The organism is Micromonospora sp. NPDC007230 (assembly GCF_042869115.1).
In the GTDB taxonomy this organism is placed as follows: Bacteria; Actinomycetota; Actinomycetes; order Mycobacteriales; family Micromonosporaceae; genus Micromonospora.
Map to the genome: position 1 here is coordinate 218,715 of NZ_JBIAFE010000012.1, position 25,143 is coordinate 243,857.

Consider the following 25,143-nt stretch of genomic DNA (forward strand, 5'->3'; position numbering starts at 1 on the left):
GCGCTAGAGAGCACTCAATCGAGAGCAGTTGTTAACCCCTCACCACGCGCCATGGCAACTCACGGCAACTGGTGGTCTGCGGGCCCGCACCGGAACTACGGTCAGGTGCGACTCTTCCCCGGGGTCGGCGAGCCCACGCTGCCAGGCAGATCGAAGGTAGAGGTCGTGGAACGATGACGAACGCCACCCGCGCGATATTCCTGGCAAGTGCATTGGCGGCTCTGGTGCTCTCCATCTCCCCACCCGCCCTTGCCGCAGGCGGGCGGCTGCCTGACGCGGCACCAGTCGCAGCGCCCGCACCGGTCAGCCGCGACACTGTCCCGGATTCCGTGGCCGTCGTCCCCTCGGCAGAGGGCATCCACGTCCTTGACGTCTCGAGCAGCATCATCACCCTGGCTTCCGGTGACACGTTCATCTACACCGTGGACACGCCGGAGGGTCAGGGCCGCACCACGCTTGAGGTCAAGACGGTGGACCAGCTGCTGAACGAGATCACCGCCAAGGACGGCTCCGCTCAGACCTACACGGTCGAGGACTCGCAGGGTGCTCAGAAGCAAGCCACCGACCGCGTCGTGCCGGGCGACGTCCTCACCGTGACCGCCGGACACACGACGCACCAGTACACGATCGACATCGTCAAGGGTGCCGTGCGCGGCCAGCTGGAGCTGCAACACGACGCCATCACCGCGAACACCGCCTCGGACGTGGTCCTGAACTTCACCTCCGGGATGAGAAGTCCCGCCACCGACGTGCGCGTGAAGGTGCCGCGAGGGATCCGCGCCACGATGGACAACACGACCGTCAACGTCATCGGTCGCGGAGAAGTCAGACTGTCCGGGCTCGCGACACAGTCGGTCGGCAGGGTCGCGGCGGGCTACCGGTTCCAGCAGGTGGGGACGGCCACGATCGAGGACGCTCGAGACGGCAGCCAAGTCATCACGTTCCGCGGGCTCGACCTCAGGCCATCGAACGGTGCCGACCTGCAGATCCGGTTCACGCACGTCTCGGTCAAGCAGGGCAGCTACTCGTTCGAAGCCTCCTACACCACCTCGGAGCCCGAAAAGCTGAGGAGCCCGGCCGTGACGGCGACCCTCCAGGCCGTCAAGACCGTCAGCGACTTCCGTCGGGTGCTGGACAAGAGCCTGACCTACCGGGAAACCCCGGACACGTACACGAAGGCGCGATTGCGGTGGACGGCGCCCCAGCACGCGGTGTCCGTCAGGTTGCTGCAGTCGACGGACCAGGGCGCAACCTGGACGCAGAGCAACGCCACGGTCGACCGCCGCGCCGGCGAGGTCGAGGTCAAGGGCCTGACACCGAACACCGAGTACGACTTCAAGCTGGACGTCAGAGGCGGTGAGAACCATGGCGAGTCGAACGTCGCATCGTTCTTCGCCGGCAAGCTGAACGCCAAGCTGATGGGGGTCAAGGGCGACGGGCTTGCCGACGACACGGAGGCGATAAATCGGGCGATCCGCTACCTCAACGAGATCGGCGGCGGGACGCTGTTGTTCGAGAACGGTACGTTCAACGTCAGGACCGTCCACCTGCTCAGCAACGTCTACTTGTACGTCGACAGGGACGCGACCGTCTCCGCGATCAAGGGCGCCGACGCCCCCGAGGCCTTGTATTTTTCCGACAAGGCGTATCGCTCGGGTACGTCCCCGACCGACCCCGGACCCTATGAGGACCCCGAGAACTACACGACCAAGCAGGATGTCGGCCACACGTACTTCAGGAACAGCATGTTCTTTGGCGAGCGGGTCGACAACGTCAAGATCATCGGGAACGGCCGGATCACGGGCAACGGCAACATCGTCACCACCGACAAGGTCATGGACAACGCTCCGGACCTGAGGGCCGACAAGATGGTGACCCTGAAGCTCAGCACCAACGTCGAGTTCGGCGGGCTCGACAACGGCTTGGACCTCTGGTACGAGGAGACCAACTCACCCACGACCGACCAGCCGTACTACATCAAGAGCCTGCGCAAGGACGGCACGACCGAGTCGAAGCAGACGGACATCAGCAACATGCTGAGGGTCGACAACGCCGGACACTTCGCACTGCTGGCCACCGGCACGGACCACATCAACACGCACGACTTCTACTATGACAAGGGCAAGGGTGGTCAAGCGCGAGACGTCTTCGACTACATGGGGAGCAGTTACGTCACCGCCAGGAACATCTACGCCAAGGGGACGTCCGACGACATCGTCAAACCCGGTAGCGACTCCTCCCTGGGGTTCACCAGGCCGGCGACTGACTTCTACGTCCGGAACATCATCGGTGACACAAACTGCAACCTCTTCCAGATCGGCAGCGAGACAGCCGACGACATCAGGAACGCCTACGTCGACAACATCTATGTGCTGGCCGGCAACAAGGCCGGTTTCTCCATCTCCACGAATGACGGCGCGACCGTCGAGAACATCTACCTGAACTCGGGTAAGACCGGACCGGTCCACCACCAGGCGCAGATGCGACGCACGCGAGCACCCTTCTTCATTTCGATCTCCAACCGGGGCCGGGTGATCGGCGGACAGGCGCAGCGAACGAAGTTCTGGGAGAACGGTGTGCAGCGGGACGAGTTGCTGAGCACCAACGTCAACATCGGGCATGTCCGCAACGTGCACATCAAGGACGTCAACATCGAGGAGGTCTACGGGGGCAGTCAGTACAGCGACCCCTCGAAGCGATGGGTTCCCTACACCAACCAGAACAAGGCGACGCCGATCATCGCCGGCTACAAGGTCGGTGAGGGCGGACCGGCCCTCCCGGACGGCCGCACCATCGGTTACGTCGAGAACGTCACGTTCGAAAACGTGAACGTGCTGGTGAAGGGCGGCAACAGCTACGAGGACTCGCAGGTCAGCCCTCCCGAGCTGGGCGTGGGTAAGTACAACGTCGCCGACTTCGGGGTGCAGCCCTCCTACGGGTTCTGGGCGCGGCACGTGCAGGGGTTGAGCTTCAAAAACGTGACGACGAACTTCGAGCGCAACGACGACCGCTACGCCTTCGTGCTCGACGACGTCAAGAACGCGGAACTCGACGGCCTGACGATGGTGAGGGGAAGGAACAACCCCAGCGTCATCGAATTGAAGAACGCCAGCAACATCACTGTCCGAAACTCCGCCTTCTACGACGGCACCTGGGGAAACGAACTGACTCCACTCCAAGACCTCACCAACGTGACAGTCTCGGACGCCCAGGCCTATCCGCCGAGAGTGAAGGACCCGCACAACACCGCCATCCAGCTCAAGCGGAGCGGCCACGAAAACGTGACAGACCTGAACACCGAAACGATGGTCGTCACGACGGTACTGGGGTCCACCACGGCCGACCTGACCACGCAGATCGAGTCGACGGACGGCACCGCCCAGACGTATGCGGTCACCGATCCCGACGGCCGGCCGAGGAGCGCGGAAGCGTTGATCGACACCGGGGACATCCTGGCTGTCACTGCGGAAGACGGCATGACGCGAGCGGAGTACCGGATCGCCGTCTCACCTGACCTGGTGATCGAGGGAGAGTCGCAGCTGGGCTCGGTCGAGAGGAGCGTCCCCAGCATCACCCTGTCCACCTCCTCGACGAACGGGAGGACGTACCTGCAGACCAGTTCGGTGCCGGCCGGGGAGTGGATCCAGTTCCTCGTCGATGTTCCCGTCGCGGGGACCTACGACGTCTCGTACCAGTACAAAACAAACACGTCCGGAAGGGCGACGGTCCAGGCCTACGTGGACGGCGTCGCAAGCGGGGCAGCGGTCGACCAGAACAGCTCGACAGCCAACCAGTACATCCCGGTGAACTTGGGGCGAGTGACCTTCGCGAACGCCGGACAGCATCCGATCCGCTTTGAGGCCGTGAAACCAGGGTCGATAGTCATCGACTACATCAAGCTCACGAAGGTGGTCGGCGGACAAGCAGATTGACGCGCCTCGCGGGAGTGGCACACCCAGGTCGGTGCCACTCCCGCTGCCCGGATGAGCTACGCCCAATCGTGATCATTCCGCTGGCGAGCCACATCGAGCAGATGGTCGAGGTCGGTTCGCGGCCGTCCGGTCGCCATCGCGAGCGCCCCGAGCGGGGCGGCCTGCCCGCGACCGGTCAGGTCCTCGAAGACCGTGAGCAGGCCGGACTCGAAGCCGGCCGCGGCCCTGCCCCACGCCCTGGCCAGTTCGGCCAGCCGGCCCTCGACATAGCGGCGCACCATCACCTGGTACGCCCCGACGCTCGGCATCTCGTGGGCCTCGGCAACCAGGTCGTCGACCTGCCGGTCGATGCGGCGTGCGTTGGACCCAGCTACCGCATGGCCAGCGGGCGGCCTAGCTGGCCCGAGCGCGTCAGGTGTCTCGTCCGTCGACGATGCGGCGGAGGGCTGCGCCTGCGGTAGGGAATGCAAGTTGCAGTGTGTGTGCGGTGAGGCGGACGCCCCACCACGTGAGGGCGACGAGGTAGCCGACGATGAGCGCGCCGTGGGTGTTGTTGGTGAAGACGATGGCGTAGCCGATGGCGAGGCCTGTTGCGGTGATGGTGCGGATGGTGCGGCCTCGGCTGGCGGTCAGGCCGGTGCCGACGCCGACAAGCGCCGCTCCGATGCTGCCCATGAGGCCTTCCATGCCGGTCAGGTCGACGGGCGCAGTGAGCGTGAGCGCCGCTCGCATGAGGTAGATCCCGGCGACGGCGATGGCGGCGTGGATGATCGCCGGTCTGGTGCGCGCGAGCCAGGCGGGCAGGGCGTGGACCGGGATCCGGGGTGCGGCGGCGGCGATGACGGCGGCGCAGGCCGCGAGAGGTAGCGCGGAGCCGAGCGTCCATTTCAGGTATTGGCTGTAGTCGAATTGGACGGAGGTGCCGGTGGCGAGGCCGTAGAGGGCGGCGGTGACCGCGCCGCCGACGGCGGCGGCGAGGTAACCGCGCCGGATGAGGCTGCCGGCCGCGGGCTCGGGTGCTGCTGTGGTGGGTGTTCCGGCGAGCCAGGTGGTGGGGGCGAGGTGCGCGACGGCGAAGGCAGTGAGCATGGCGAGTGCGCCGGCGGTGCCCAACTGGGGTAGGGAGGTGCGGACGCCGACGACCCGGAGAGCGTAGGTGGCGGTGATGTCTGCGGTGAAGATCGCTTGGAGTAGCAGTGTGAGGGAGCAGGCGCCGAGAAGGAGGGCGCTGGTCAGGTCCCGGATGCGGAGTCGGACGCGTGGTAGCTGTGTGTTGGCGGCGGTGGCTGTGTGGTGGTGTGGCGCCGTGAGAGCCAGAGCGCCGTCGGCGAGGGCGTGGGAGTGGCCGGTAAGGGTGGCCGGGGTGCGGCCGGTGGCTGTGGCGAGACGGTCTTGCAGGCCGGGTATCGCTTCGGCTTGCCGGAGGAAGGCGCTGCTGAGATGTTGCCTGTCGATGTCAGCGGCGTCGAGGATGTCTCGAACCGCGTCGTGAACCCTGTTGAGGAGGGGCTGCGCGGCGACGGCGACGTCGTCGTGGGTGATGACCGCGGGCTTGCGGGGTGCGGGGAGCAGCACCGGCGCGCGATCCTGCGCCGTCAACAGCTGTCTGGCATGTCGGATGGATTCCAGCAGCGCTCGATTGTTCTGGTCCTGTGTGGGGTGAGCGATCTCGGTTCGCAGTGGGTCGTCGTCCTCGGTGGCCGCGTCAACGATTCGCTGGGCGAGAACCTGGTTCACGTCGCGGGGCAGGTCGATCGATCGGGTCGCCAGCTCGCGGTACCCGTCGGCGCCGACCTGGAGGATCGTCAGGGTGACCGGATGGCGGTCGGCCTGGCAGATCAGCAGGCAGGAGCCGTCAGGTGTAGCGACCCCGTGGGCCGTGGTGTAGGCGGCCAACGCTGCCGGCGCGGTGACCATGGCGGGGGCGGGCAGGCCGGCTTGGGTAGCTGCGTCGGTGAGTTGTCCTCTCCGGCGTGGTCCCCAGCTTGCCGGGATGGTCACAGTGAGGGCGGTGATCGGCTCACCGACCTGGCGGGCGGCCTGGTCAGCGACATGCCACAGCTGTGCGGCGAGCAGATGCACGCCATCGACCGGCTGGTCGGCCTCCGTCCTGCCAAGCAGCTCCAGCGGGTCACTGAACAATTGATGGTCCGCCGACGGCTGGGACGCTGCGGCCACCCCGACGTGAACGTGACCGGCAGGGTCGAGGGCGACGCCGTGCGGCATGACGAGACCACCGCCGAGCATGACGGGGATCCGGGCGCCGTGTCGGTCGACGGTGGCGGCGATGGCCGACGAACTGAGATCGATGGATAGGCGGACGCCCCCGCTTGGCATGTGCGGCAGTTTCTCCCGACAGGGGAGTGGATCGTCAACCACCGTCCCGCGCAGTGATCTTTTGTGCGCGTATGGTGAGAATCCTTCTTGAGGACATGGCCATCGACGGCCATTGTCGTGTATGCGGAAGGAAGATCAGCATCGGCGGATGGAGGCAGCGTGCCGCAGCAGTCCCCGAACAGAGGCAACCGGCTGGCCGAATATGTGCGTCCCACGGTTTATGCCCCACACCAATCGTCATCGCCCCGACCGCCAGAGCGGCGGTCGGCTGCCGTTGGGGTAATCCGCGCCGTCGTGGGCGCTCTGGTCTTCCTGGTCGGGGTGCCGGCTCTGCTGTGGATCGTCGGTGGTGCCCCGGTGCGACGGTTGCCGACGTGGCCGCAAGTTGTCACCTGGTTCGACGAGCCCAGCGGGCGATTCACCCCGGATGTGCTTACTGGCGCAGCCATCTGGATGCTGTGGCTGTTCTGGGCAGCGTGCGCGCTGCTCCTGACCGCAGAGCTGCTCGCGGTGTTGACCCGGTGGCGGATCCCCGCGCTGCGGCTGCCGGCACCGCTACACCGGCTCGTGTTCGGCCTTGCCGGCACCGCCGCGATCGCCGTCACCTCCGTCGGACCCCTCAACACGGGGGAGGACGGTGGCACGTTGGCGGCCGTCGTCGCCTCCGCCGACAGCACCGGCGTGATTCCTCGACAAGCCGTCGCGCGAGGACCCGCGCTGATCCACGTCGCCGACACCCGCTACGTCTACACCGTTGAGCGGCACGACACCCTGTCCAAGATCGCCAAGGAGTGGCTCGGCGACGCCAAGAGGTGGCCGGAGATCTGCCGCCTGAACAAACACCGCCACTTCCCTCAAGTCGGTGGCACCCTGCGCGACTGCAGCCTCATCTACCCCGGCTGGGAACTGCGGCTCCCAGCCGACGCCCGACCGCCGAACGGTGCCACACCGGCGACCCCGCCCGCTGCGCCAACGCCACCACCGGTGACCGCGGCTCCTTCGGCATCGCCGAGTGCCGCCCCAGACTCGCCGAGTCCCACAGTGCCGCCCGCCACGACCGAACAAGAAGCAGCAGCAATCCCCAGCAGCACACCGACGGCCACCCCGAGCCCGCCAGAATCCACATCGCCTACCCCGCCGGCGGCCCCCACCCCCACCGCGTCAGCGTCGCCGTCCGCCTCGCCGGGCATCAGCGACACGCAAAGCCCGACCGTGGCAACCGACGAGCACGGCGTGCAGCTATCACCGTCCACCTGGCTGCCCTGGTCACTCGCCGCCGCGATCAGCGCTGCCGCCGTACTGGTCTGGGCACAACGCCGCCGCCGATACACCGGCGAGCCCGCAGCCGACCCACCCACGCAGCTACCACCACCGGTGCGCCACCTGCGCCGCGTCGTGGCCCGCAACCCCGAACTGCCGAATCCGAACGAGCCGCCCGCGCTCGTGCCCGACCTCGCACCGCTGCCACCCGGCGGCACCGGCATCGTCGGCAACGGCGCGCACGCCGCCGCCCGCGCCACCCTCGTCGCCGTCCTGGCATCCGGCGGCCCGCACCACCCCGACGCCCGCGGCGAAGTCATCATCGACGCCGCCACCCTGGAAACACTGCTCGGCCCCGCCACCATGGCCCTCAGCCCATGGCCACGGCTCCACGTCACCGACAGCGTCGACGACGCGCTCACCGTGATCGAAGCCAAACTCCTGCACCGCAGCCGCATCCTCGACGAGCACGCCCTCACCGATCTGGACACCCTGCGCCAACAGGCCCCCGACGAGGAAGCACTGCCGCCGACCATGCTCATCACCGAAACCCCACCCGCCAGCGCCCGCATGCGCACCAAGACCGCGCTCGCCCTCGGCGGCGACCTGCACGTGTCCGCCCTGCTGCTCGGCGAGTGGGCCTACGGCGCCACCGTCGAGGTCAGTCCGGACGGCCACACCACACTCGTGTCGGGCCAGGCGGCCGAGCCGCTGCCACCGCGCCTGCCCGTACTTGAGCCCGACCCGGCGATCCACATCCTCACCACGCTGCGGGAGGCGCAGACCGGGGAACCACCCGCCGTCGCCTCACCCGCTTTACCAGTCACGGTCGTCCCACTGCACGCCAACCGAACCGACACCGACCCAGCCGACCAGCCTGCCCCCGTCACCACGCAGTCCGCCCCTGCCGTCACCGGCAAAGCGCAGCTGCGGGTGCTCGGGCAGCCGCACATCGACAACATCACCCAACCCGGCCGGCCGCTCCGCGCCAAAGCCCTCGAACTCGCCGTATTCCTCGCCTGCCACCCCGACGGAGTCACCACCCGCGAGATCGGCGAATACCTCGAACCCGACGCCCGCATCAGCCAAGCCGACCAACGCGTACACACCAACGCGAGCAACCTGCGACACGTCCTCGGCCGCGCCGGCACCGCCGAGACGAAGAACGCCTACGTCATCAAGACCGCCGGACGCTACCGGCTCGACCCAGCCACCATCGACGTCGACGTCTGGACGCTGCGTGACCTCCTGCGGGCCGCAGCCATCGCCACCGGCCCACGCCGCCGCGAACTGCTCACCGCCGCCTGCGACCTCTACACCGCACCCCTCGCAGAAGGCCAAGAATACGAATGGCTCCAGCCACACCGCGAGACCGTACGCCGCTGGGGCACCGAAGCCCACCTACTACTCGCCGACGACCTGCTCGACACCGATCCGCAGGCCGCATCCGACCTACTCACCAAGGCCATCGACCTGGACCGCTACAACGAAACCCTCTACACCCGCGCCATGCACGCCCGCCACGCCCTCGGCGACGCCGACGGCATCCGCACCCTCCAGCGCGCCCTGACCAAAGCCCTCGCCGACCTCGACGCCGAACCCAAAGAATCGACCATCACGCAGGCGAACCAGCTATGCAGAAGTCTGGCCACGTAGCGACAGCACCACCGGCCCTGACGCACAGCCAGCCGGCACCCGGATTACCCGTTCAAGGTCGTGACGAGGCACCAGCTCGGTCACGCGTCCGCAAGGTTGGCGCGGACGGGCGGCCAAATAGCGCCGGGCCATCCTCGGCGCACGGCCAATCTCGGCGGCCACGTCCCCGGCGGTCACGTCCGACCGGTCCGCCACGATGGCGGCCGCCTTCGCGGCTATGTCGTCGGCCATGTCCGCCTGGCGAGCAAGGGGCGAACTTGGCCGGACGCGGCGACGGCGGGCGGCCGTGGCTGTGGCCGAGGCGGTCCGCCCGTCGCCCGTCCGGGTGGTCGTGTCCAAAGTGGCCGTAGCTTGCGGCCAGGCGGCCTCCGGCACGTCGCCGTCTCGCCCAGGCGTCCGTTGGGTGGCCGAGGCGGCGGTTGCGGCCGTCGGGCGGCCGGTCGCCAGGAGGGCCCCGGTCGCCATGAGCATCAGGCCGTCTACGGCCAGCGGTCCGACCGTGACCGTGACGGCGTCCTCGCCGTAGTGGCCGAGGAGGCCGGACAGGTGTCGGTAGGAGACCAGGGCGGCCATGGCTGCCACCGGGAGGAGGCCACCGAACCGCAGGACGGCCCACTGGCGGCCGGACGGCACAGTCAGGCAGGTTCTTGATGATCGACGGGCGAGGCGGGCATCTCGTCGGCGGTTGAGCGGAAGAGCGTCAAGTTGATCGGACCGGAGGCGACCACCCTGTCATCGTTGTACCGTAATTGCAGGCTCAGTTCATGCACCGATGACCGATCCGCCGCGATGCTGATGAGGAATCGGTCGCTCTCTCCTGGCGCCAAAGAATGGGATACCGGGAGAGTCTCGATGTAATTTTTACCATCGCTACGGAGTTGCACGAGATACTTGTGCGACGGCGGTAGGGGTGCACCGGCCAGGGGCTCGTTGAGGGATATTGCCGATCGAATCGCGTTCGTGCGACGAGTGTGCGATCCGTCTATCTCGGCTTGGTCGTACTGCAGCGTTCCGGCGAGCTCCACATGCCCGTCGGGAAACGGGCCGAGGGCGCGAAGTCGTAATGTCTCGTACTCGGCCCTGTCCAGCCGCCACAGCCGGGGACCTGACGAGTCATCGACGAGTCTGCCTAGCCCCACGTCGCTGCGTATTAAGTAATCTCCATAGCTGTACCCCAACCGGCTCAGCTTCTCCAGTAGCGGTACATCGACGCCCACGTCAAGGAACTGCTCCTCCAAGGGCACTCTGGTCCCTCCACCTGCCGACACGTCGAAGTGTGCCTCGAAGTCTTTCCCCCCGTCAGGGCCCCCGGGCCTTCGGAGTTGGAAACGCAAAGAGCAATTCGTCATGGGGCCCCAGCCCAAATTGAGGAGGTCAAAAAATGTGCCGTACGCCACCCCGTGCAGCACCGGTACGGGGCGTGGATCTGGTCGGGACGCCTTGACGTGCAGCGCTGCCTCGTGGAACAGAACTGTCCTGTTCGAGTTGTTGACGATTTTGATATCGAGGATCGGCCAGTGGAACGACTTCTCCCAAGGGCTGTGCCAATAGTGTAGTGGCGTGAGTTCGTCGCCATCGCGCACCGAATTCAGATAGGGGATCTCCGGCTCGATCAGCAGCATTCCGCCGTCGTGTCGAGCTATGTAACGCAGGCTCCCCGCGTCGTCATGCAGGGTAGAAGTCCGGCCCTCGTGGGTGGACACGATCAAGGTCGGCTCCGCAGGCGGCGTCGGTCTGCGCGGCAGCAGAGCCACTGCCGCCAGGACAAGACTGCCAATCCCGGCTACCCAGCTTGCAAACTCTATCGCCTGGCCGCCCCAGATGAGGGAAGCCGTGATCAGGCAGGCCGTTCCAACCGCTGCGATTGTCGCCCACAGATACCATGGCCGGCGTCTCATCCAAGCATTTTCGTTGATACGACTGGCTGTGTCGAGGCTGGTTGCCGCATCCAGGAATCTGCAGTGAGAGGGGTTCGGCTGGCGGGGGTCGACGACGACGCGGGCGAAGTCATGCGGTTCGATGGGACGCCCGACACCTCGCGGCCACGACACGACGCCCTTTCCTCGGGCCGAGGTAGGGGCGGACGCTTGGGCGACGTAGCTGCCGTCTACCACTCGAAGCGCAGCATGAACAGGTTGTCCAAAGCCTTACCGTAGGGGGTGGGGTCGATGTCACCCTCGTGCACGAGGGCTAACATGTCGGTCTCGATGTCGGGGGACACACAATAGTCGAGTTGGCTCCCGTTGGACGTAATCAACAGTAACCGCGTCGAGGCGATCTCCTGGACCTCGTCCCAGTCCGGGAAGCCGTCGGGCTCCCCAGCCCGCTCGGCGATGGTCTCCATGTATCGCGGGTGCATCGGCCCGAACGTGTCCGGTTCCTCAGAGGTGAATCCGGCATGAACCTGCCGCTGAAAAACCCGCAACGGCCCGGGAAAGTTCCCCCAGAAATGAGGTTCGACGAAGCCGGCCGGGTCGAGTCCGATCCACGACACCAGGTCGCCGGCGTCGTCAGTCGCAAGATAGACCAAGGCCGGCTCGCCGTCTGCAAGGCATGGCCTGACGTCAACGAACTGAGTCCTTAGCGCCGTGGTGAACCGGGGGAGGGCTGTCAGGAAAGGCTCGTTCCACAGTGCCAGGGCCATCGCCAGCCGGTTCCCGGGATCGGTGTCCGCAGCGACCGGCTGCCACTGCTGCGGCAGGCGGTGCACCTCAGACGAGCCCGCCTCGACGAACACCAGGTCCAGGCTCGGCAAGGTGGCTGCGATGGCATCGGAATCAAAGGGCGGCACTGCGGGTCCCTTCATCTCTGGCTCTTCAGCAGCGTGTTGATCGCGTCCTGCAGTATCCGGCGTACCTTGTCCTCAAGGAGAACCTGGCTCGCCTGCCAGGCCGGGTCCACCCCTGTCATCCCTGCGACACTGCGCGAGGACTTCGAGTCGTTCGCCTTCTTCGACAACCATTGCAGGTTCACCCGCGCATTGACCAGGTGGTACATGTTGCGCGGCGTGAGCCTCAAGAATCCAGGCATTTGCATTATCTCGGTTAGCGGGATGATGTGATCTGGTGTCACCTTCGACCGTCCGCCAGGCAACCGTCCGATACGGTATCCGGATCCCGGTGGATAGGCGGGGTCGGGTGCGTTGATCGCTGGGCGGGGCTGGCCACGCAACGGCACGTTGCCGAATCTCGGCGGGGACACCGGTCGTAGCACGTCGTAGATGGGTTTAAGCCCCGGCGGGACGCGCCAGTGGTTGCCCCGTACTGGTGGTGGTGGCGGCCGCCAACCGGCCGGGACCTTCTTGATGGCGTCCTCGATGTTTTTGAGTGTCGGGGTCTTGGGGATGCCGAGTTCCGGAGATCCGGCGGCGGTGTCCTCGAGCGTCTTCATCGCCTTGACGCAGTTCCGCAGCCGCGACAGCGCCTTGGTTTTCTCCCTGTTGAGGTGGCGGGCCTCCGCGTTGTATGCGTTGTAGGCAGCTCGCTGCCGAGGCAGTTCGAACAGACGCGGCTTTGCGTTATGCGCCTCGATCTTCCCCATGACTGCCTGCATGTCAGCGAGCGGCTCGACGCACAGGTCCGCCGGGCTCGCGGACGCGGCGTTGCTCGGCACCACCAAGAACAAGCAGGTCAGGGCGAGGACGAGCAGGTATGCGCATCGGCGCGCTGACGCTGCTAGCGACATGATCATCGACCCCCCGTGTAATGCGCTGCTACTCTGCGAACCACAGGGTATCGAGCAGAAGCAATGTCCAAGGACGACCATCCGTATCGGACGTCGCGCGTGGCCAACGTCCGTACGGTGGATCTCCTAGATGGCGGCATGCCTGGGGGAGGCGCTCATGTCACACGAACCGGACCAGCCAACACAGCCCCCGCCGCCCGACAACGACGCATCCACCGAGGCGCACCGATCAGCGGGCCCTCCACCGCCGGCCCCCAGCCCCGGTCCACCGTCGATCGCCCACGGACCGCACCCGCCCGGCCAGCACACACTCTCGCGCCCCGACGAGCCAGCCCCCTGGTCGGCTGCGCCACCGTCATCAGAACTGCCGCTGTCCGGGATACCAACACCCGACGAACCGAAGCCCCGACCTTCAAGCACCGGCCGCCTTCGCGGCCGCGTTCCCATCATCCCCGCGGTAGCCACTGGCGTCGTGCTGCTCACGGCCTGCAGCCTGGGTGCGTACCTGATGACCCGCACCGGTGAACCCGAGCCGCCCGCCGTCACCGAGGAGAGCCGAATCCGTAGTCTCGTGAACGACTTCGCGGCCGCCGTCGACCGGGAGGACCAGTCCACCATCCTCAACCTGCTGTGTACGGCGGAGGTCGAGGAGTTCATGGGGGACGACGACTTCGACCCCTCCTCGGAACCACTCGCCGACCCGCCCTCGGTCCGGCCAGTGACGATCGCCGACGTCAGGATCAGCGCCGACATCGCGAGCGCCCAGGTCACGCGCCCGGCGCAGCCCACCGTGACCCTGCACTTCCTCCGCAAGGAGGACGGCACCTGGAAGGTCTGCGCCCCCGCCGGTGACGGCACCGAACCTAGTGCGAGCGCCAGCCCGCCGAACTGACGCCACCCGATGGTGAGCATCACCGGTTTCCCTCCAACGCCGCTCCCGTGACCGGCGACGGTGTCGAGCAGCCGACGCCACCATCCGGATCTGCCGCGACAAGTGCATCGGGCGTGGGATCGGCGGCCTAGCATCGAGCGGTGAATTCGTCCCTTGACACCTTGCCGAAGATAGGCGCACCGGCGACGCGGGCGCTGAACGCCGCCGGCTATATCGCGCTACGCCAGCTCGCGGGTGTGCCGCGCGCAGAGCTTGCCAGGTTGCACGGCATGGGGCCGAGAGCACTGAGCATCATCGAGGCCGCCCTCGAACAGCACAATCTGCGGCTGAGCTGAGGCCGGCCTGACGGGTCGTACGCCGGGAGGAGCCGCAGCGGCCTGACCGGGGTCGCGGGTCGCGGCGTCGAAGTCGACGACGCCGTCGAACTCGTCCGTGCCACGGATCCACTCGTTGACCGCGGCCCGGACGGCCTCCCGCTCGGGCGTCCACTTGTGCCAGCCCTGAAACGGAAGGATCCTGCCGCCGACGACCCGCAGCCCGCGGTCGTGGGCCCTCAGCGCGATCTGCCGGTACGCGGCGATCAGCTGCCCCGGGTCGTACTCCGAGGGGTCCTGCTGGATGTCGTTGATTCCTTCGAGCACCACGACGGTGCACACCCCGGTTCGGGCCAGCACGTCGCGCTCCAGACGAGCCAGCGCGTTCACGCCCTGTCCCGGGTTGCCGGCGTCGAGCAGCAGCCGGTTTCCGCCGATGCCGGCGTTGAGCAACCCGAACCGTTCCTCGGGCGGGCCGGCCAGCATCCGGGCGGCGAGCCGGTCGGGCCAACGGCGGTCGGCGTCGGGGGTGGAGCCGGTGCCGTCGGTGATGGAGTCGCCGAAGCAGACCACCCCCCGTCCACCTCGGTCCAGACGTCCACACCGGCCAGGATCCAGAAGGAGGTTGTACGCCGGGAGAAGACGGCGCCGCTGGCGACGTCGGTGAGTGCGCCATCCGCCAGCCAGCCGGTCGAATGGGCGCTCTCGTGGTAGGTCAGCGGGCCGGTCGGACCGGGCAGGTGGCTGCTGACGATCAGATCGCCGCCGGTGGGCACGGCGAACCGGACCGGGTCGGAGACAATCTCGGCGCCGGGTGGTATCCGGACGTTGGGCGAGCCGCAGAAGGTGACCGGCGTCAGCGTCGTCGGATCGACGTCGCCGGGCCGGGCACCGGGACGGGCGAGCGTGGTGGTGCGGATCGCCAGCGGGGCGCTGCCGTAGCCCTTGCTCAGGCGCAGTCGCATCGTGTCGCCACCGATCGAGACGCGGACGCGTTGGCGCAGCGTGACGTTGGTGTACCCGGCCGGCCGGTAGAGCTGGGGCAATTGCGGCTGAGCCAGGGGCATCCTGCCGCCGTGGGCTTGTGACAGTGAGGTCGCCGTGGCAGCGGCATGGGCTCCGATGCCGGGGTCCACGCCGCCCTGGCGTCGAACCGTTCACCTGCGCTCGATCGCCTCGGAACGGCAGGGGACGCAGCGGCCAGCGGGCTGACCAATATGCCCAGGACGCTGGCACCGGCCGCCGGCGTTTGGCGTGGCCGCGCGCCGCCAGTCGGTCCCGGCTGGCGCCGGAGCCCGCCGACTCGTCGGCAGAAGCCGCCGCCACCCCGCAGCGCTCACGGGCGCATCACCCTTCAATTGGTCTTCAGTACTTCGGGTGACACTCTGGCTGTCACCCCCGGCAGGCGAATGTGTCACCCCCGACGCTTGTTCTGTCACCCCCGCTGCGGCGGTGGCCCGTCGATCCGGGTGCACCAATCGATAGACGCGGGTGGCGATGCCGGCGACCTTCGACACGACGAGACGACCCAGTTGCACGAGCTTGGCCAGGCATCGTTGCACTGTGCGCTCGGAGCAGCCGACGTACTCGGCGAGGGTGGCCACGGATGGCCAGGCGTTGCCCTCATGGTTGGAGTGGGCGGCGATGGCGATGGCCACCGCTCGCTCGTTCTTCCCAAGATCTTTCGTGGTAAGCAGGGCAGCCTTGACGGCTTGACTCATGGCTTGCGGATCTCCGTCCGTCAGGGTCCGTGGCGCCTGTCGTGGCGCCCCGGGCCGATCTCTGGGTTGACACCGCCGGCACTTCCGGTGCGGCGGTGCGATACGTAGGCGAACGTCCGTTGCGGCGGCGCTTTTCACCGCGGCCCGGGAATCTGTCGACGATCGGCGTGAGAGCCTGCTCCTGGCAGCCGCGGCGGGCATGCCGGAGTACCTGAGGATGGCGGTGAAGGCGGGTCTTGCGATCGCTCACGGCAGCGATCTACGGCGGAGCTTGTGGGCCCAGCACAGGACTGGCCATCGCAACCCGCCTCTTCGTCAGCAGGCCCTGTCGGGCCGTTTGGTGATGTTGTGGACTGTCGCCGATGGATCAGCCACCGGCGGACCTGATCCACGCTCAATCCGTTGCCGGGGTCAAGCCACGTCAGCCGGGACCGCCAGCGGACGTCATCGGCGCCGCAAATCAGATGCTGAGCCAGACGACGCACGGGTTCGGGGCGGCTGAGCGCACTGCTGGACCCGGCCGCCGACCTGGTGCCGGAGTCACCGCACCGGACTTCACCGCAGGTCGGCGCTCAATCAGCCCTCATCTGACGGGGCAACTGGTGAAGTACCTGTATTCGAACCAGGTCGGGTTCCAAGGCCCAGTCGGCTGGCTGACCTGTGTCGCCCGGGCAGTTAGGGTTGGGCGATGGTCGAGCGATCCCCGTTCGGGGTACGCCTGTGGCGGCTTTTGGCATACCGCCGGCTGTTGCTCGAGACGTCAATCGAGGACATGGCGGCCGCCCTGGCGCGAGATGCTGGCGTACCGAGCCTCGACCTCGATGCGGTGATCAAGGGTGCCGAACCAAGTCCGGAGCTCCTCCGACTCCTAGGGCCGGCTCTCGGCATCCGCACCGCTGACATGTTCGTCATCGCGGGACTGCCGGTGCCGGATGAGTTGGCGCCCGCGGGGCCGACATCGCCGTGGGACGTACGGGAGATCATCCGCACGGCTGTGAAGATGACGCCTGAGCAACGCCGCCGCCTCAACGAGTCGATTCGGTCGTTGCCAGTAGAACATCGGACCGATCCCATGCCGACAGATGGCTATCCGGAGGGACCCGGAGCCTTGATGCTTCGGCTGGCGAGGAACCGCAACATTCGCCCGTGGTGCGCCCAGATCCTGTACGAGGTCGGCGGCGGCCCGTACGTGTCCGCCTCGACGGTCGCGATGCTTGGTCCAGGGAAGACTGTGATAACACCTCAATATGTGACGGCCTTCGCGCATCTTCTTGGGTACACGCCCGGGGACATGGTCGCGCTCGCTGGCGTTGGACCAGCGGTTGAGGACGCCCAGGTGCATCCCGCATGCGCTGAGATCGCGGCCCTGGCTTGGGACGCCCGGCGGCTCACCAGTGACCAGATCGCCCACGTCGTGAGGGCCACAACGACTCACAGCGATTAGCTGTTAACGATGCGACGAAGTGCGGCGATCTGATTGATCCAACTGCTCAGCCGAGTGATCCTCACGACGTCGCCGGTCTTCGGGGCTTGGATGACAAGTCCCTCGCCGAGGTACATGCCAACGTGACGTGGGTAGGCCATGGTGCCTTGGCTACCGGGAATGAGGATGAGGTCGCCCGGGAGCAGGAGCGCCGGGTCGGGTACAGGCTTTCCGGCGTTGGCCTGGTCGGTGGTGACTCGGGGGATCGAGATGCCTGCCGCTCGGTACGCCGACTGCATGAGGGACGAGCAGTCGCACTGTTTGTCGGGGTTGCCGGAGTGGGGGTCGGTGCATGATCCGCCGAAGTGGTACGGGGTGCCGAGTTGGTTTACGGCCCAGAAGATGGCGGTCGTGACGGCGGGCGGGGTGTTGGAGGGGAGCGTGAACCCGTCCGGGAGGGCGGCGAGCGCGTCGGTGGCGCAGTCCGCGAGGGTGCTGGTCAGCTGCTCCACCAGGTGCAGAGCGTCGTCGGTCCACTTGGCGTACGCGTCGGGGAAGGCCGAGGCCTGGACCGCCTGGGCGGCCTGGGTGAGGGGCATCGACTCCCAGCCGGGAATGGTGAGGAGCTTGTCGAAGAATTTGCCTGCCTGGTAGGCGGGCTCGGACAGCTGCGCGACGCTGCCCCAGCCCTGGCTTGGGCGCTGCTGGAACACTCCGATGGAGTCGTGGTCGTTGCTGTCGCCGAGGTGGGGCAGGTTGCGCAGGCCTGATTCCTGCATGGCGGTGGCGACGGCGATGACCCAGCCCCAGCGGGGTGTGCCTTTGGCGACGCCGACGTCGATGATGGTGGAGGCGATCTCCAGCTGTTCGGTGTCCCACCTACCGGTGCCGGGTGGCTGCCCGGAGGGGCGCACGGCGGGAGCGGTGACGATGCCGCACCCGCCGGAGCCGCCGCCCATGACGGCCGACAGCAGCAGCATGGGCACGCCGAAGCACGCGACGATGACGACGGCGAAGACGCCGATGATGACCTTGGTCATGTGGTGATTGCCTCCCGTTCAAAACAGGAAAGGGCCGGTGTCCGCGCGGGTGCGCGCGGTGCATAGCTCTCCTCGGGTCGTGAAACACAAAAGGGCGTGGGCCGCCGCGCGGGCGGCCCACCTTGAGCGGTCGGGTCAGTTGATGGAGGTTGGGAGTACGTGGGCGGCTTGGCGTAGGAGGTGCTCGATGATCACGCTGGCGTCGTAGAAGTCGTGCTGGCTGTCGATTTCTGCGGCGGCGGCAGGCCGCCCGCACACCGACTGCCGTCGGTGGCGGGGGTCGGAACTGCCCTCGAATGAGTGTGCATGAGTGTGCATAAGGGCAGTCTGGGTGGGTGGTGCTACGGTCTTCGCGTGAATCTGACTGAGTGGGCGCGAGCGCAGGGGATTAGTCCCCACACGGCGTATCGCTGGTTTCGTAACGGGACGCTTCCCGTGCCCGCTCAGCGTGTTGGGCCGCGCATGATCCTGGTGAACGTCGAAGCCAACACCACTCCGGAAGCTGTCGGAGGGCTGGGCTTGTATGCCCGTGTGTCCTCCCACGATCAGAAAACTGACCTGGAGCGCCAGGTCGCCCGGCTGTCGTCGTGGGCTGTGAAGGCCGGTCACCGTATCGTGCGTGTTGAGGCGGAGATCGGCTCCGGGATGAACGGCAGCCGCAGCAAGGCACGTCGCCTCCTCGCCGATCCGGACGTGACCACCGTGGTGGTGGAGCACAAGGACCGCCTTGGGTGGATGAATGTGGAGCTGGTTGAGGCCACTTTGTCCGCGCACGGCCGCCGTTTGGTCGTCCTCGATGACGGCGAGGTTGCCGACGATTTGGTGCGGGACATGGTGGAGGTGCTGACCTCGTTCTGCGCTCGCCTGTACGGCCGCCGCTCGGCTCGTAATCGGGCACGGAAGGCGCTGGAGGCCGCCTGGCATGGGTGAGCTGCGCCCGATCGATGCGCCGTTCGTCGCGGTCGGCCCGTCCGGTGTCGCGATTCGCGACCGGCTCAAGGGGTTGACCAGTGAGGATGAGGAGGTTCTGCGGCTGGTCGGTGACCATCTCGGCAGGCTTGCCGGGAAGGACCTCAAGGCCCGTTGCGTGACCGGCCTCGACCACGACAGCGACGCCTGGGCCGAGCGGAAACGTGCCCTGACGCTAGAGTCGTCCTCCCGCTGGGCCGGGTCGATCACGAAGGCCACGCACGACCAGTGGGCGCTGTCGCGCCGCGCTCAGCTTGCCCACATCCAGGGCCTCGAAGCCGGTATCAAGATGATCGCGCAGCGGCTGTCGCTGCCGATGGGTGAGAAGGGCAGCAGGCGGGCTCCGGGCGGTTACCGCACCGCACAGGAGCGCTTCGTTAAGATCCGGCGCCTGCATGTGCTCCAGGACCGGCTTGAGCGTGAGCGCAACGACCGCGCCGCGGGCCGAGTCCGTGTCGTCCGGGGCGGGAAGCGCCTGCTGCGGAACCGTAACCACCTCGACGCCGCCCAGCTCACCGAGGCCGAGTGGCGGCGCCGGTGGGAGGCCGAACGGCGGTTCCTGCAGGCCGACGGCGAGTCGGGGAAGCGGCACGGGAACGAGACGATCCGCGTCACCCCCGGTGGCGAGGTCTCCGTCAAACTCCCGGCCCCGCTGGCGCACCTGGCCAACGCGAAGCACGGCCGGTACGTGCTCGCCGCGAAGGTGTCATTCCCACACCGTGGCGATGCCTGGCGCGACCGCATCACCGCCAACCGGGCGGTGGCCTACCGCATCCACGAAGACGTGGACCGGCGCCGCTGGTACGTGACCGCGTCGTGGACGATCCCTGCGGCCCGGACCATGCCGCTGGCCACCGCCACGGTGAACGGGATCATCGGTGTGGATACCAACGCCGACCATCTCGCCGCCTGGCGCTTGGACGAGCACGGCAACCCAGTCGGTGAACCGCGCCGCTTCTCCTACGACCTGTCCGGCAACGCGGACCATCGTGACGCACAGGTACGGCACGCCCTGATCCGGCTTCTGCACTGGGCCAAGCGGCACGGGCTGAACATCGCGATCGAAAACCTCGACTTCGCAGCGCAGACCACGCGGGAGAAACACGGCCGCCGCAAGCGGTTCCGCAAGCTCATCTCCGGCATGCCAGTGGCCAAGCTGCGGTCCCGGCTCGTCAGCATGGCGGCCGAGTTGGGCATCACCATCGTCGCTGTCGATCCCGCCTACACCTCCAAATGGGGCGCCCAGCACTGGCAGCGCCCCCTGACCAGCACCAACCGCAAGACCACCCGTCACGACGCCGCTAGCGTCGCGATCGGGCGACGCGCCCTCGGACACCCGATCCGGCGACGGACGACACCGCCCCCCGACGACCAGAGCGATCGCCGCGGGCATCGGAGCGCCCAGGCCGAACCTGGTGCCCGAGGGCGCGAGGGAACCCGCCCCCACATTCCCGGACCACGGACACGATCCGATGGAGCCGGACGCGGAGCGAACGCGGGAAACCAGTGTGCCCAACACCGTTCGGGGCACGCGACTGAGCCTGTGCAACCCATGCTCAGTCTTTAGGAACGGTGGCGGATGTGGCAGCTCAACGGCTGCCTGCCCGACCCGATCCCCGCTCGGCTGTGTCATGGGGCGTGTCCCTTCCTTTGCGGGCCGGGGCAGCGGCATTGTGGCCGCCGCCCCGGCCGGTGAGCGAGGGATGCGGTCAGACCTTCAGCAGGTCGAAGGCGGCCAGCTTCAGGTCGCCGACGTTGCCGGTGAGCACCCGGTTGGCGCGGGCGGTTTCGTTCTTGGCGGGTTGGTAGTGGTCGAGGTACTCGGTGATGGCCTGGAATCCGGCCCACCGGCTGCCGGCGATGGCCTTCTGGGTGTCGGCCTCGCGGATCAGGTACTTGAGCGTGCCGAGCCGCTGCTTGGCGTTGTTCTTGGTCTTCTCGGACGCGTTGTCTTTGACCGGCCACACCTGCGCCACCACGTTCTCGAACTCGCGCATGGTGAGCTCCGTGTGGAGCATCCGCTCGGCGGCCTTCTCGAAGGTCTCCATGTACTTCCACATCAGGCCCAGCGCCTCGCGGGCCTGGCTGATCTGGGAGTTGACGTTGGAGGTGTGCCGGAACGTGTAGTGCCCGACCGCGTGCGCGAAGGCGGCGCGTTGCGTGTTTGCGCATACGATCCGGATCGGGCTGGCGTCCACGCGTAGCGCGGCGGTGCCGTCGTGGGAGGTGGTGCCGATCAGGTAGAGGTCCATGCGGTCCACTCCGGCGATTTCCATTGCGTCGGGCAGTTTCATGGTCACGAACACGCTTTTGCCGCGGCGGAGGCTGCCGGCGGTTTCGAAGTGGGCGCCGCCGACCTGGTCGACGAGGCGGTCCAACATTTCGGCGCATTGCTCGTTCTGGACCACGGTGTAGTCGGTGCCGACGATGCCCAGGTACTCCGTCTGGCCGGTGACCGGGTTGCGGCGTACGGTCATCCGCTTGTCGTCGGCGGGGATCTGCATCTCGATCCCATCCTCTATGTCGATGCCGACCGTGCGGATGGTGCGTACGCCCCAGTCGCCGAGGCGGGCGGCAGCCATGATCTCTTCGGCCCGCATGGTGTCCTGGGTGACGGTGCCGAGTTGGTGCCAGGCCGACAAGCGGGCGCTGGCGAAGGCGGTCGTTCCGTCAGTGAATGTCTCGAGTTCGTGCGGCACGGGGATTTCCCTCTCGATGCGCTGCGGGGGCCAAGCGCGCGGCTCGGCCCCCGGATGGGATTTGGGATGGGTGGGATCAGGGCTGCTCGGTGGCGTTGTCGCCTTGCTCTGTGCTGCCTGCGTCGGCGTGTGTCGGGTAGGCGAAGGTCAGCGGCGCGTCGGAGACCATGACGATGCGACTCGCGGCGGCGGCCTTGGTGCAGTTGTTGCGCACTGCCCCTGAGCTGACGGTGCGGCCGAGCTGCCCGCCGATCTCGGTGGCGATGTCCTGCGGGGTCATCGCCTTGCCGGGGTTGGCGGCCAGGACGTCGAGGGTCAGCTTCTCCAGCTCGCCGCGGCCGAACGGTTGGCTGCCGTCGGCGTTGATGGTCACGTCGCTGCGGCGGCCCACGCTCCTGGTGATGCCCGTCGTGCGGGTGGGCAGAGCGACGACGTGGGTCTCGCCGTCCGGCCCGACGACGTGCAGAGTGCCGTCAGGTCGGATGAGTGGTAGCACGGTCGCTGTGGCGCTCGGCGTGTTCGCCGGCCCGCGGATGACCTGGTAGCACAGCGGGCAGCGGGGCGGCTGCGGGTTCGGGTCGACCTCGCTGGCCTTGGTGGGGCCGGCGACCCACCGCTGCGGTAGGCCGGGCAGGCGACGGGCGGCGTCGGCCTGTTCCATCGCGGTCAGCAGGCGGGCGGCGGTGGGGTGTCCGATGCCGCTCTCGGCCACGATCACGTCGAGCGTTGCGCCGTCGTCGTGGTCGGCCAGGACGCCCTTGATGGCCATGACCTTGCGGTCACCGGGGCGGCTGGGCTGGACGGAGGGGGCGTTGTTCGTGCTGGTGCTCTCGTCGTGACCGTCACGGTCGGGCTCGTCGGCGGGTTTCTCGGCCGGGTCCGTGGTCTGCTGCGGGGTGTCGCCGGAAGAGTCTTCGGCAGCGGGGTCGTGGTCGGTCCTGCTGCCGTGGTCCGTCTCGGCCGTGCTGCCGTCGTTGGTGGAGTCGATGTCGTCACCGTCATCGGGGTTGAGGGCGGCGTCGGTGGGGCCGGTCTGGTCTTCGGGCTGGGGCTCGGTGCCGGCCGGTGGGGTAGCGGGCCTCCACCTGGTGGGGGTGCCGTCGGCGGGGTCTGCGCCGGTGTCGACCGCGACGATCAGGCCGGCGTCGGCGAGGGTCTTGATGGCCTTGTCGGTGGTGGAGCGGGCCTTGCCCGACCTTTCGGCCATCTCGTGGACGTTGCCCTGACCGAGTGCGGTCAGCGCGTCGAGGACTGCCTGCGTGGCAGGCGACAGGGATGGGGACTGGTTATCCATGAATGGGTTCCTCCTTCGGGAACTCGTTGGGCAGCTCGGCACGGTTGTGCCGGGGCTGTGGTGCGCCCGGGGCGTGGGCCGCCGCCAGCGCGGCAGGCGTGGGATGCGTCGTGGCACGGGTGGCCGGTGGCTTCCGGTTTCGCGGATACGTGCCGGACAGGGGCCGTCCTTAGGCGGAGAGGCCGGCGGCTTCGGCCGGGGTCAGCTGGGCGGGAGTGCGGTTTGCCCAGGCGGCCGAGTGCCGCAGGTGCCACCACCGCAGCAGCGACCGGCATGCGGCCGGGAGGTCGTTGCAGGTCGGCAGGTGGTAGGTGATGGCGGGCTGGGTGTCGCGGTGCTCCGGGTTGGTACATGCGACGGGTGCCCACCCGTTGTCGGTCTGGCAGACCTCGCCGACGATGCGGCACGGGTAGGGCACGTAGAAAGCGTTGGCGGCCTCCGGGTCGGGGAGTACCAGCCAGGCGTCCGGCGCGTGCCGGCGCAGCGTGGCAACGCCGTAGGAGGGGTCGCCGGGCTGCAGTAGCAGGTACCGCTCATCGCCGTCACCGCTGCGGTGGTGGTTGCGCCAGGCCCGGTAGGCGTTGACGAGCATTTCTGCGAGGGCGGCGTGGCGTTCGCTGGCGGCGAGCACGTCGGTCAGGGCTTGGGCGTGGCTGGGGGTGTGCCGGTCCGCGTGGGCGGCAAGCTGCCGCTGCGCGGCCTCGGTCTGTTCGACCAGTCGGGCGAGGGCCTTGTCGAGGGTGGCGGTGGTGTCGTTGAACCCGAGGGTGATCTTGTGGAGCAGGCGGGCGAGGTCGCTGAGGGGGTCGAGGGCGGCGGTGTCGTGGCGCCACAGATGTTCTCGGTGCACGTCGTTGGTTTCGGCGGCGATGCGTCGCAGCGCGGGATCGGACAGGAACACGAGGAGGCCTCCTTTTGGAAGGGGTGTGGGTATGGCGAAGGCCGGTCGCAGCGGGGCTGCGACCGGCCTTCGGGTGTGGGTGTCAGGCGATGGCGACCGCGCATACTCGCGCGTTGCGGCGCAGGCTGCGCAGGTAGGCGCACGCGGCGTTGAGGAACCGGAACCGGTCGGCCACCGAGGTGGTGGCGGGCATGAGGAGTTGCCCGTCGGTGGTGATCAGCGCATCGCCGATGAGGGCGATGCGCCAGTAGAGACCGACGTAGGTGACTTCGCCGGCCTGATAGAGGGACAGCTCGTAGGGGTCGAAGGTGTGGCCGTCGGCGTAGCCGAGCATGGCGAGCACCCGGGGTTGCTGCTCGAAGCGGCGACGTGCCTCGGTCAGGGGGACTTTGCGCGGGTCGGCGTGGTGTTGGGCGAGGAAGTCTTCCCAGGGGCGGGCTGGACGGGTGGTGTGGGCGATGTGGGCGTTCCACGCCCGCCACCGCAGGCTTGCCCTGGTCGCGGCGCGGGCTGCGGTGCCGGTGAGGTCGAGGCGACTCTTGCGGCCGCCGGCGGCCACGGTGATCGCGCCGAAGCGGCGGGCTGCCTCGAGCAGGAAGTAGCCGAACCAGCGGGTGAACCAGCCGAGCAGGCGACGGTGGCGTACGTGGTAGCGGCGGGCCGGGATGCCGTCGGCGTGGAGCAGGTCGTTGACCTTCTCGCTGGCGGCGAACCAGTCGGCGTCCTCGCCGGGGGCGAAGCAGACGGTGACGACGCGGACGGTCATCGGATGGTTGGCGGGCATGGAAGATGAGATCCCTTCACGAGGAAGCGGACGAGGGGGTGGTGTCACCGGGCGCGGCGTCTGGGCCGGGAAGCTGCCGGAGAGAGGGCGCGGGGCGGGGAGTCACGAGCCGACCGGACGGTGGGCGGGTGGTCCCGCTGGCGCGGGCAGATCCGAAAGAGGACAGACGGGCGGCGGTGCGAGCAGAAGAGAAACTGCCCAGCACCGTAGCTTCGTGACCTGACAGCCCCGGCCCTG

The 25,143-nt window shown here is 67.8% G+C and carries 19 protein-coding genes and 1 pseudogene; 6 read left to right on the forward strand and 14 right to left on the reverse strand.

The window, feature by feature from the left end; all coding sequences use genetic code 11:
• The first annotated feature begins 173 nt into the window (after positions 1-173).
• The gene (locus ACFYML_RS19255) at positions 174-3,932 is read left to right on the forward strand and encodes a carbohydrate-binding domain-containing protein (protein ID WP_387421896.1); all 3,759 of its coding nucleotides are present in this window, start codon (positions 174-176) and stop codon (positions 3,930-3,932) included.
• 56 nt (positions 3,933-3,988) lie between these two features.
• On the opposite strand, the gene ACFYML_RS19260 is transcribed toward ACFYML_RS19255, so the two are convergent.
• The 3 genes and pseudogenes from ACFYML_RS19260 to ACFYML_RS19270 all read right to left on the reverse strand — a co-directional run.
• On the reverse strand, positions 3,989-4,240 hold the full coding sequence (locus ACFYML_RS19260; protein WP_387421897.1) for a hypothetical protein: 252 nt from the start codon (positions 4,238-4,240) through the stop codon (positions 3,989-3,991).
• 103 nt (positions 4,241-4,343) lie between these two features.
• Positions 4,344-5,045 carry a hypothetical protein gene (locus ACFYML_RS19265; RefSeq protein ID WP_387421937.1) on the reverse strand — a complete coding sequence of 234 codons (702 nt, stop codon included), beginning with the start codon at positions 5,043-5,045 and terminating at the stop codon, positions 4,344-4,346.
• A gap of 261 nt (positions 5,046-5,306) precedes the next feature.
• Positions 5,307-6,269: pseudogene (locus tag ACFYML_RS19270) on the reverse strand (hypothetical protein); the annotation flags it as partial.
• A gap of 294 nt (positions 6,270-6,563) precedes the next feature.
• Between ACFYML_RS19270 and ACFYML_RS19275 the strand changes: the two are divergent.
• A complete protein-coding gene (locus ACFYML_RS19275) occupies positions 6,564-9,185 on the forward strand; it encodes a transcriptional regulator (protein WP_387421898.1) in 2,622 nt (873 codons plus the stop codon).
• Here ACFYML_RS19275 and ACFYML_RS19280 read toward each other — a convergent pair.
• The 4 genes from ACFYML_RS19280 to ACFYML_RS19295 all read right to left on the reverse strand — a co-directional run bounded on the left by ACFYML_RS19280 (position 9,162) and on the right by ACFYML_RS19295 (position 12,875).
• Complete coding sequence (locus ACFYML_RS19280) at positions 9,162-9,758, reverse strand: hypothetical protein (RefSeq protein ID WP_387421899.1); 597 nt, start codon at positions 9,756-9,758, stop codon at positions 9,162-9,164. The two genes, ACFYML_RS19275 and ACFYML_RS19280, sit on opposite strands and share 24 nt — an antisense overlap.
• 62 nt (positions 9,759-9,820) lie before the next feature.
• Complete coding sequence (locus tag ACFYML_RS19285) at positions 9,821-10,807, reverse strand: hypothetical protein (protein WP_387421900.1); 987 nt, start codon at positions 10,805-10,807, stop codon at positions 9,821-9,823.
• A gap of 485 nt (positions 10,808-11,292) precedes the next feature.
• Positions 11,293-11,991: a hypothetical protein gene (locus ACFYML_RS19290; protein ID WP_387421901.1), complete on the reverse strand. Its 699-nt coding sequence runs from the start codon at positions 11,989-11,991 to the stop codon at positions 11,293-11,295.
• On the reverse strand, positions 11,988-12,875 hold the full coding sequence (locus ACFYML_RS19295; protein ID WP_387421902.1) for a hypothetical protein: 888 nt from the start codon (positions 12,873-12,875) through the stop codon (positions 11,988-11,990). Before ACFYML_RS19295 ends, ACFYML_RS19290 begins: the two co-directional genes overlap by 4 nt.
• Before the next feature lie 502 nt (positions 12,876-13,377).
• Between ACFYML_RS19295 and ACFYML_RS19300 the strand changes: the two genes are divergently transcribed.
• Positions 13,378-13,761: a hypothetical protein gene (locus tag ACFYML_RS19300; protein ID WP_387421903.1), complete on the forward strand. Its 384-nt coding sequence runs from the start codon at positions 13,378-13,380 to the stop codon at positions 13,759-13,761.
• 218 nt (positions 13,762-13,979) lie between these two features.
• Here the strand turns inward: ACFYML_RS19300 and ACFYML_RS19305 are convergent, their stop codons facing one another.
• Positions 13,980-14,648 (reverse strand): SGNH/GDSL hydrolase family protein, encoded by a 669-nt coding sequence (locus ACFYML_RS19305; protein WP_387421904.1) that lies wholly within the window; start codon positions 14,646-14,648, stop codon positions 13,980-13,982.
• 584 nt (positions 14,649-15,232) lie between these two features.
• Complete coding sequence (locus tag ACFYML_RS19310) at positions 15,233-15,997, reverse strand: helix-turn-helix domain-containing protein (protein ID WP_387421905.1); 765 nt, start codon at positions 15,995-15,997, stop codon at positions 15,233-15,235.
• A gap of 487 nt (positions 15,998-16,484) precedes the next feature.
• Here ACFYML_RS19310 and ACFYML_RS19315 point away from each other — a divergent pair, with 487 nt between their 5' ends.
• On the forward strand, positions 16,485-17,240 hold the full coding sequence (locus tag ACFYML_RS19315) for an XRE family transcriptional regulator (RefSeq protein ID WP_387421906.1): 756 nt from the start codon (positions 16,485-16,487) through the stop codon (positions 17,238-17,240).
• Here the strand turns inward: ACFYML_RS19315 and ACFYML_RS19320 are convergent.
• The gene (locus tag ACFYML_RS19320) at positions 17,237-18,259 is read right to left on the reverse strand and encodes a C40 family peptidase (protein WP_387421907.1); all 1,023 of its coding nucleotides are present in this window, start codon (positions 18,257-18,259) and stop codon (positions 17,237-17,239) included. The two genes, ACFYML_RS19315 and ACFYML_RS19320, sit on opposite strands and share 4 nt — an antisense overlap.
• A 354-nt stretch (positions 18,260-18,613) precedes the next feature.
• Between ACFYML_RS19320 and ACFYML_RS19325 the strand changes: the two genes are divergently transcribed.
• Together ACFYML_RS19325 and ACFYML_RS19330 are read left to right on the forward strand one after the other, a co-directional pair.
• Entirely contained in the window at positions 18,614-19,189 is a 576-nt protein-coding gene (locus ACFYML_RS19325; RefSeq protein WP_387421908.1) for an IS607 family transposase, read from the forward strand.
• Positions 19,182-20,795, forward strand: coding sequence for a hypothetical protein (locus ACFYML_RS19330; protein WP_387421909.1), 1,614 nt, complete (start codon positions 19,182-19,184; stop codon positions 20,793-20,795). Before ACFYML_RS19325 ends, ACFYML_RS19330 begins: the two co-directional genes overlap by 8 nt.
• Before the next feature lie 142 nt (positions 20,796-20,937).
• On the opposite strand, the gene ACFYML_RS19335 is transcribed toward ACFYML_RS19330, so the two are convergent.
• From ACFYML_RS19335 to ACFYML_RS19350, 4 genes are all read right to left on the reverse strand, one after another.
• A complete protein-coding gene (locus tag ACFYML_RS19335) occupies positions 20,938-21,927 on the reverse strand; it encodes a DUF932 domain-containing protein (protein WP_387421910.1) in 990 nt (329 codons plus the stop codon).
• A 76-nt stretch (positions 21,928-22,003) separates the two neighbouring features.
• Entirely contained in the window at positions 22,004-23,221 is a 1,218-nt protein-coding gene (locus ACFYML_RS19340) for a helix-turn-helix domain-containing protein (RefSeq protein ID WP_387421911.1), read from the reverse strand.
• A 169-nt stretch (positions 23,222-23,390) separates the two neighbouring features.
• Entirely contained in the window at positions 23,391-24,122 is a 732-nt protein-coding gene (locus tag ACFYML_RS19345; RefSeq protein WP_387421912.1) for a hypothetical protein, read from the reverse strand.
• Between the two features lie 82 nt (positions 24,123-24,204).
• Positions 24,205-24,906 (reverse strand): hypothetical protein, encoded by a 702-nt coding sequence (locus ACFYML_RS19350; RefSeq protein ID WP_357444080.1) that lies wholly within the window; start codon positions 24,904-24,906, stop codon positions 24,205-24,207.
• Between the last annotated feature and the right edge of the window lie 237 nt (positions 24,907-25,143).

Excerpts from the sequence above, each read along its gene's own strand:
- ACFYML_RS19255 (WP_387421896.1), top strand. The coding sequence starts at position 174 with ATGACGAACGCCACCCGCGCGATATTCCTGGCAAGTGCATTGGCGGCT.
- ACFYML_RS19260 (WP_387421897.1), bottom strand. The coding sequence starts at position 4,240 with ATGCCGAGCGTCGGGGCGTACCAGGTGATGGTGCGCCGCTATGTCGAG.
- ACFYML_RS19280 (WP_387421899.1), bottom strand. The coding sequence starts at position 9,758 with ATGGCCGCCCTGGTCTCCTACCGACACCTGTCCGGCCTCCTCGGCCAC.
- ACFYML_RS19285 (WP_387421900.1), bottom strand. The coding sequence starts at position 10,807 with ATGCTGCTGATCGAGCCGGAGATCCCCTATCTGAATTCGGTGCGCGAT.
- ACFYML_RS19290 (WP_387421901.1), bottom strand. The coding sequence starts at position 11,991 with ATGAAGGGACCCGCAGTGCCGCCCTTTGATTCCGATGCCATCGCAGCC.
- ACFYML_RS19295 (WP_387421902.1), bottom strand. The coding sequence starts at position 12,875 with ATGATCATGTCGCTAGCAGCGTCAGCGCGCCGATGCGCATACCTGCTC.
- ACFYML_RS19300 (WP_387421903.1), top strand. The coding sequence starts at position 13,378 with ATGACCCGCACCGGTGAACCCGAGCCGCCCGCCGTCACCGAGGAGAGC.
- ACFYML_RS19310 (WP_387421905.1), bottom strand. The coding sequence starts at position 15,997 with ATGCCCGCCGCGGCTGCCAGGAGCAGGCTCTCACGCCGATCGTCGACA.
- ACFYML_RS19315 (WP_387421906.1), top strand. The coding sequence starts at position 16,485 with ATGGTCGAGCGATCCCCGTTCGGGGTACGCCTGTGGCGGCTTTTGGCA.
- ACFYML_RS19320 (WP_387421907.1), bottom strand. The coding sequence starts at position 18,259 with ATGACCAAGGTCATCATCGGCGTCTTCGCCGTCGTCATCGTCGCGTGC.
- ACFYML_RS19330 (WP_387421909.1), top strand. The coding sequence starts at position 19,182 with ATGGGTGAGCTGCGCCCGATCGATGCGCCGTTCGTCGCGGTCGGCCCG.
- ACFYML_RS19340 (WP_387421911.1), bottom strand. The coding sequence starts at position 23,221 with ATGGATAACCAGTCCCCATCCCTGTCGCCTGCCACGCAGGCAGTCCTC.
- ACFYML_RS19350 (WP_357444080.1), bottom strand. The coding sequence starts at position 24,906 with ATGCCCGCCAACCATCCGATGACCGTCCGCGTCGTCACCGTCTGCTTC.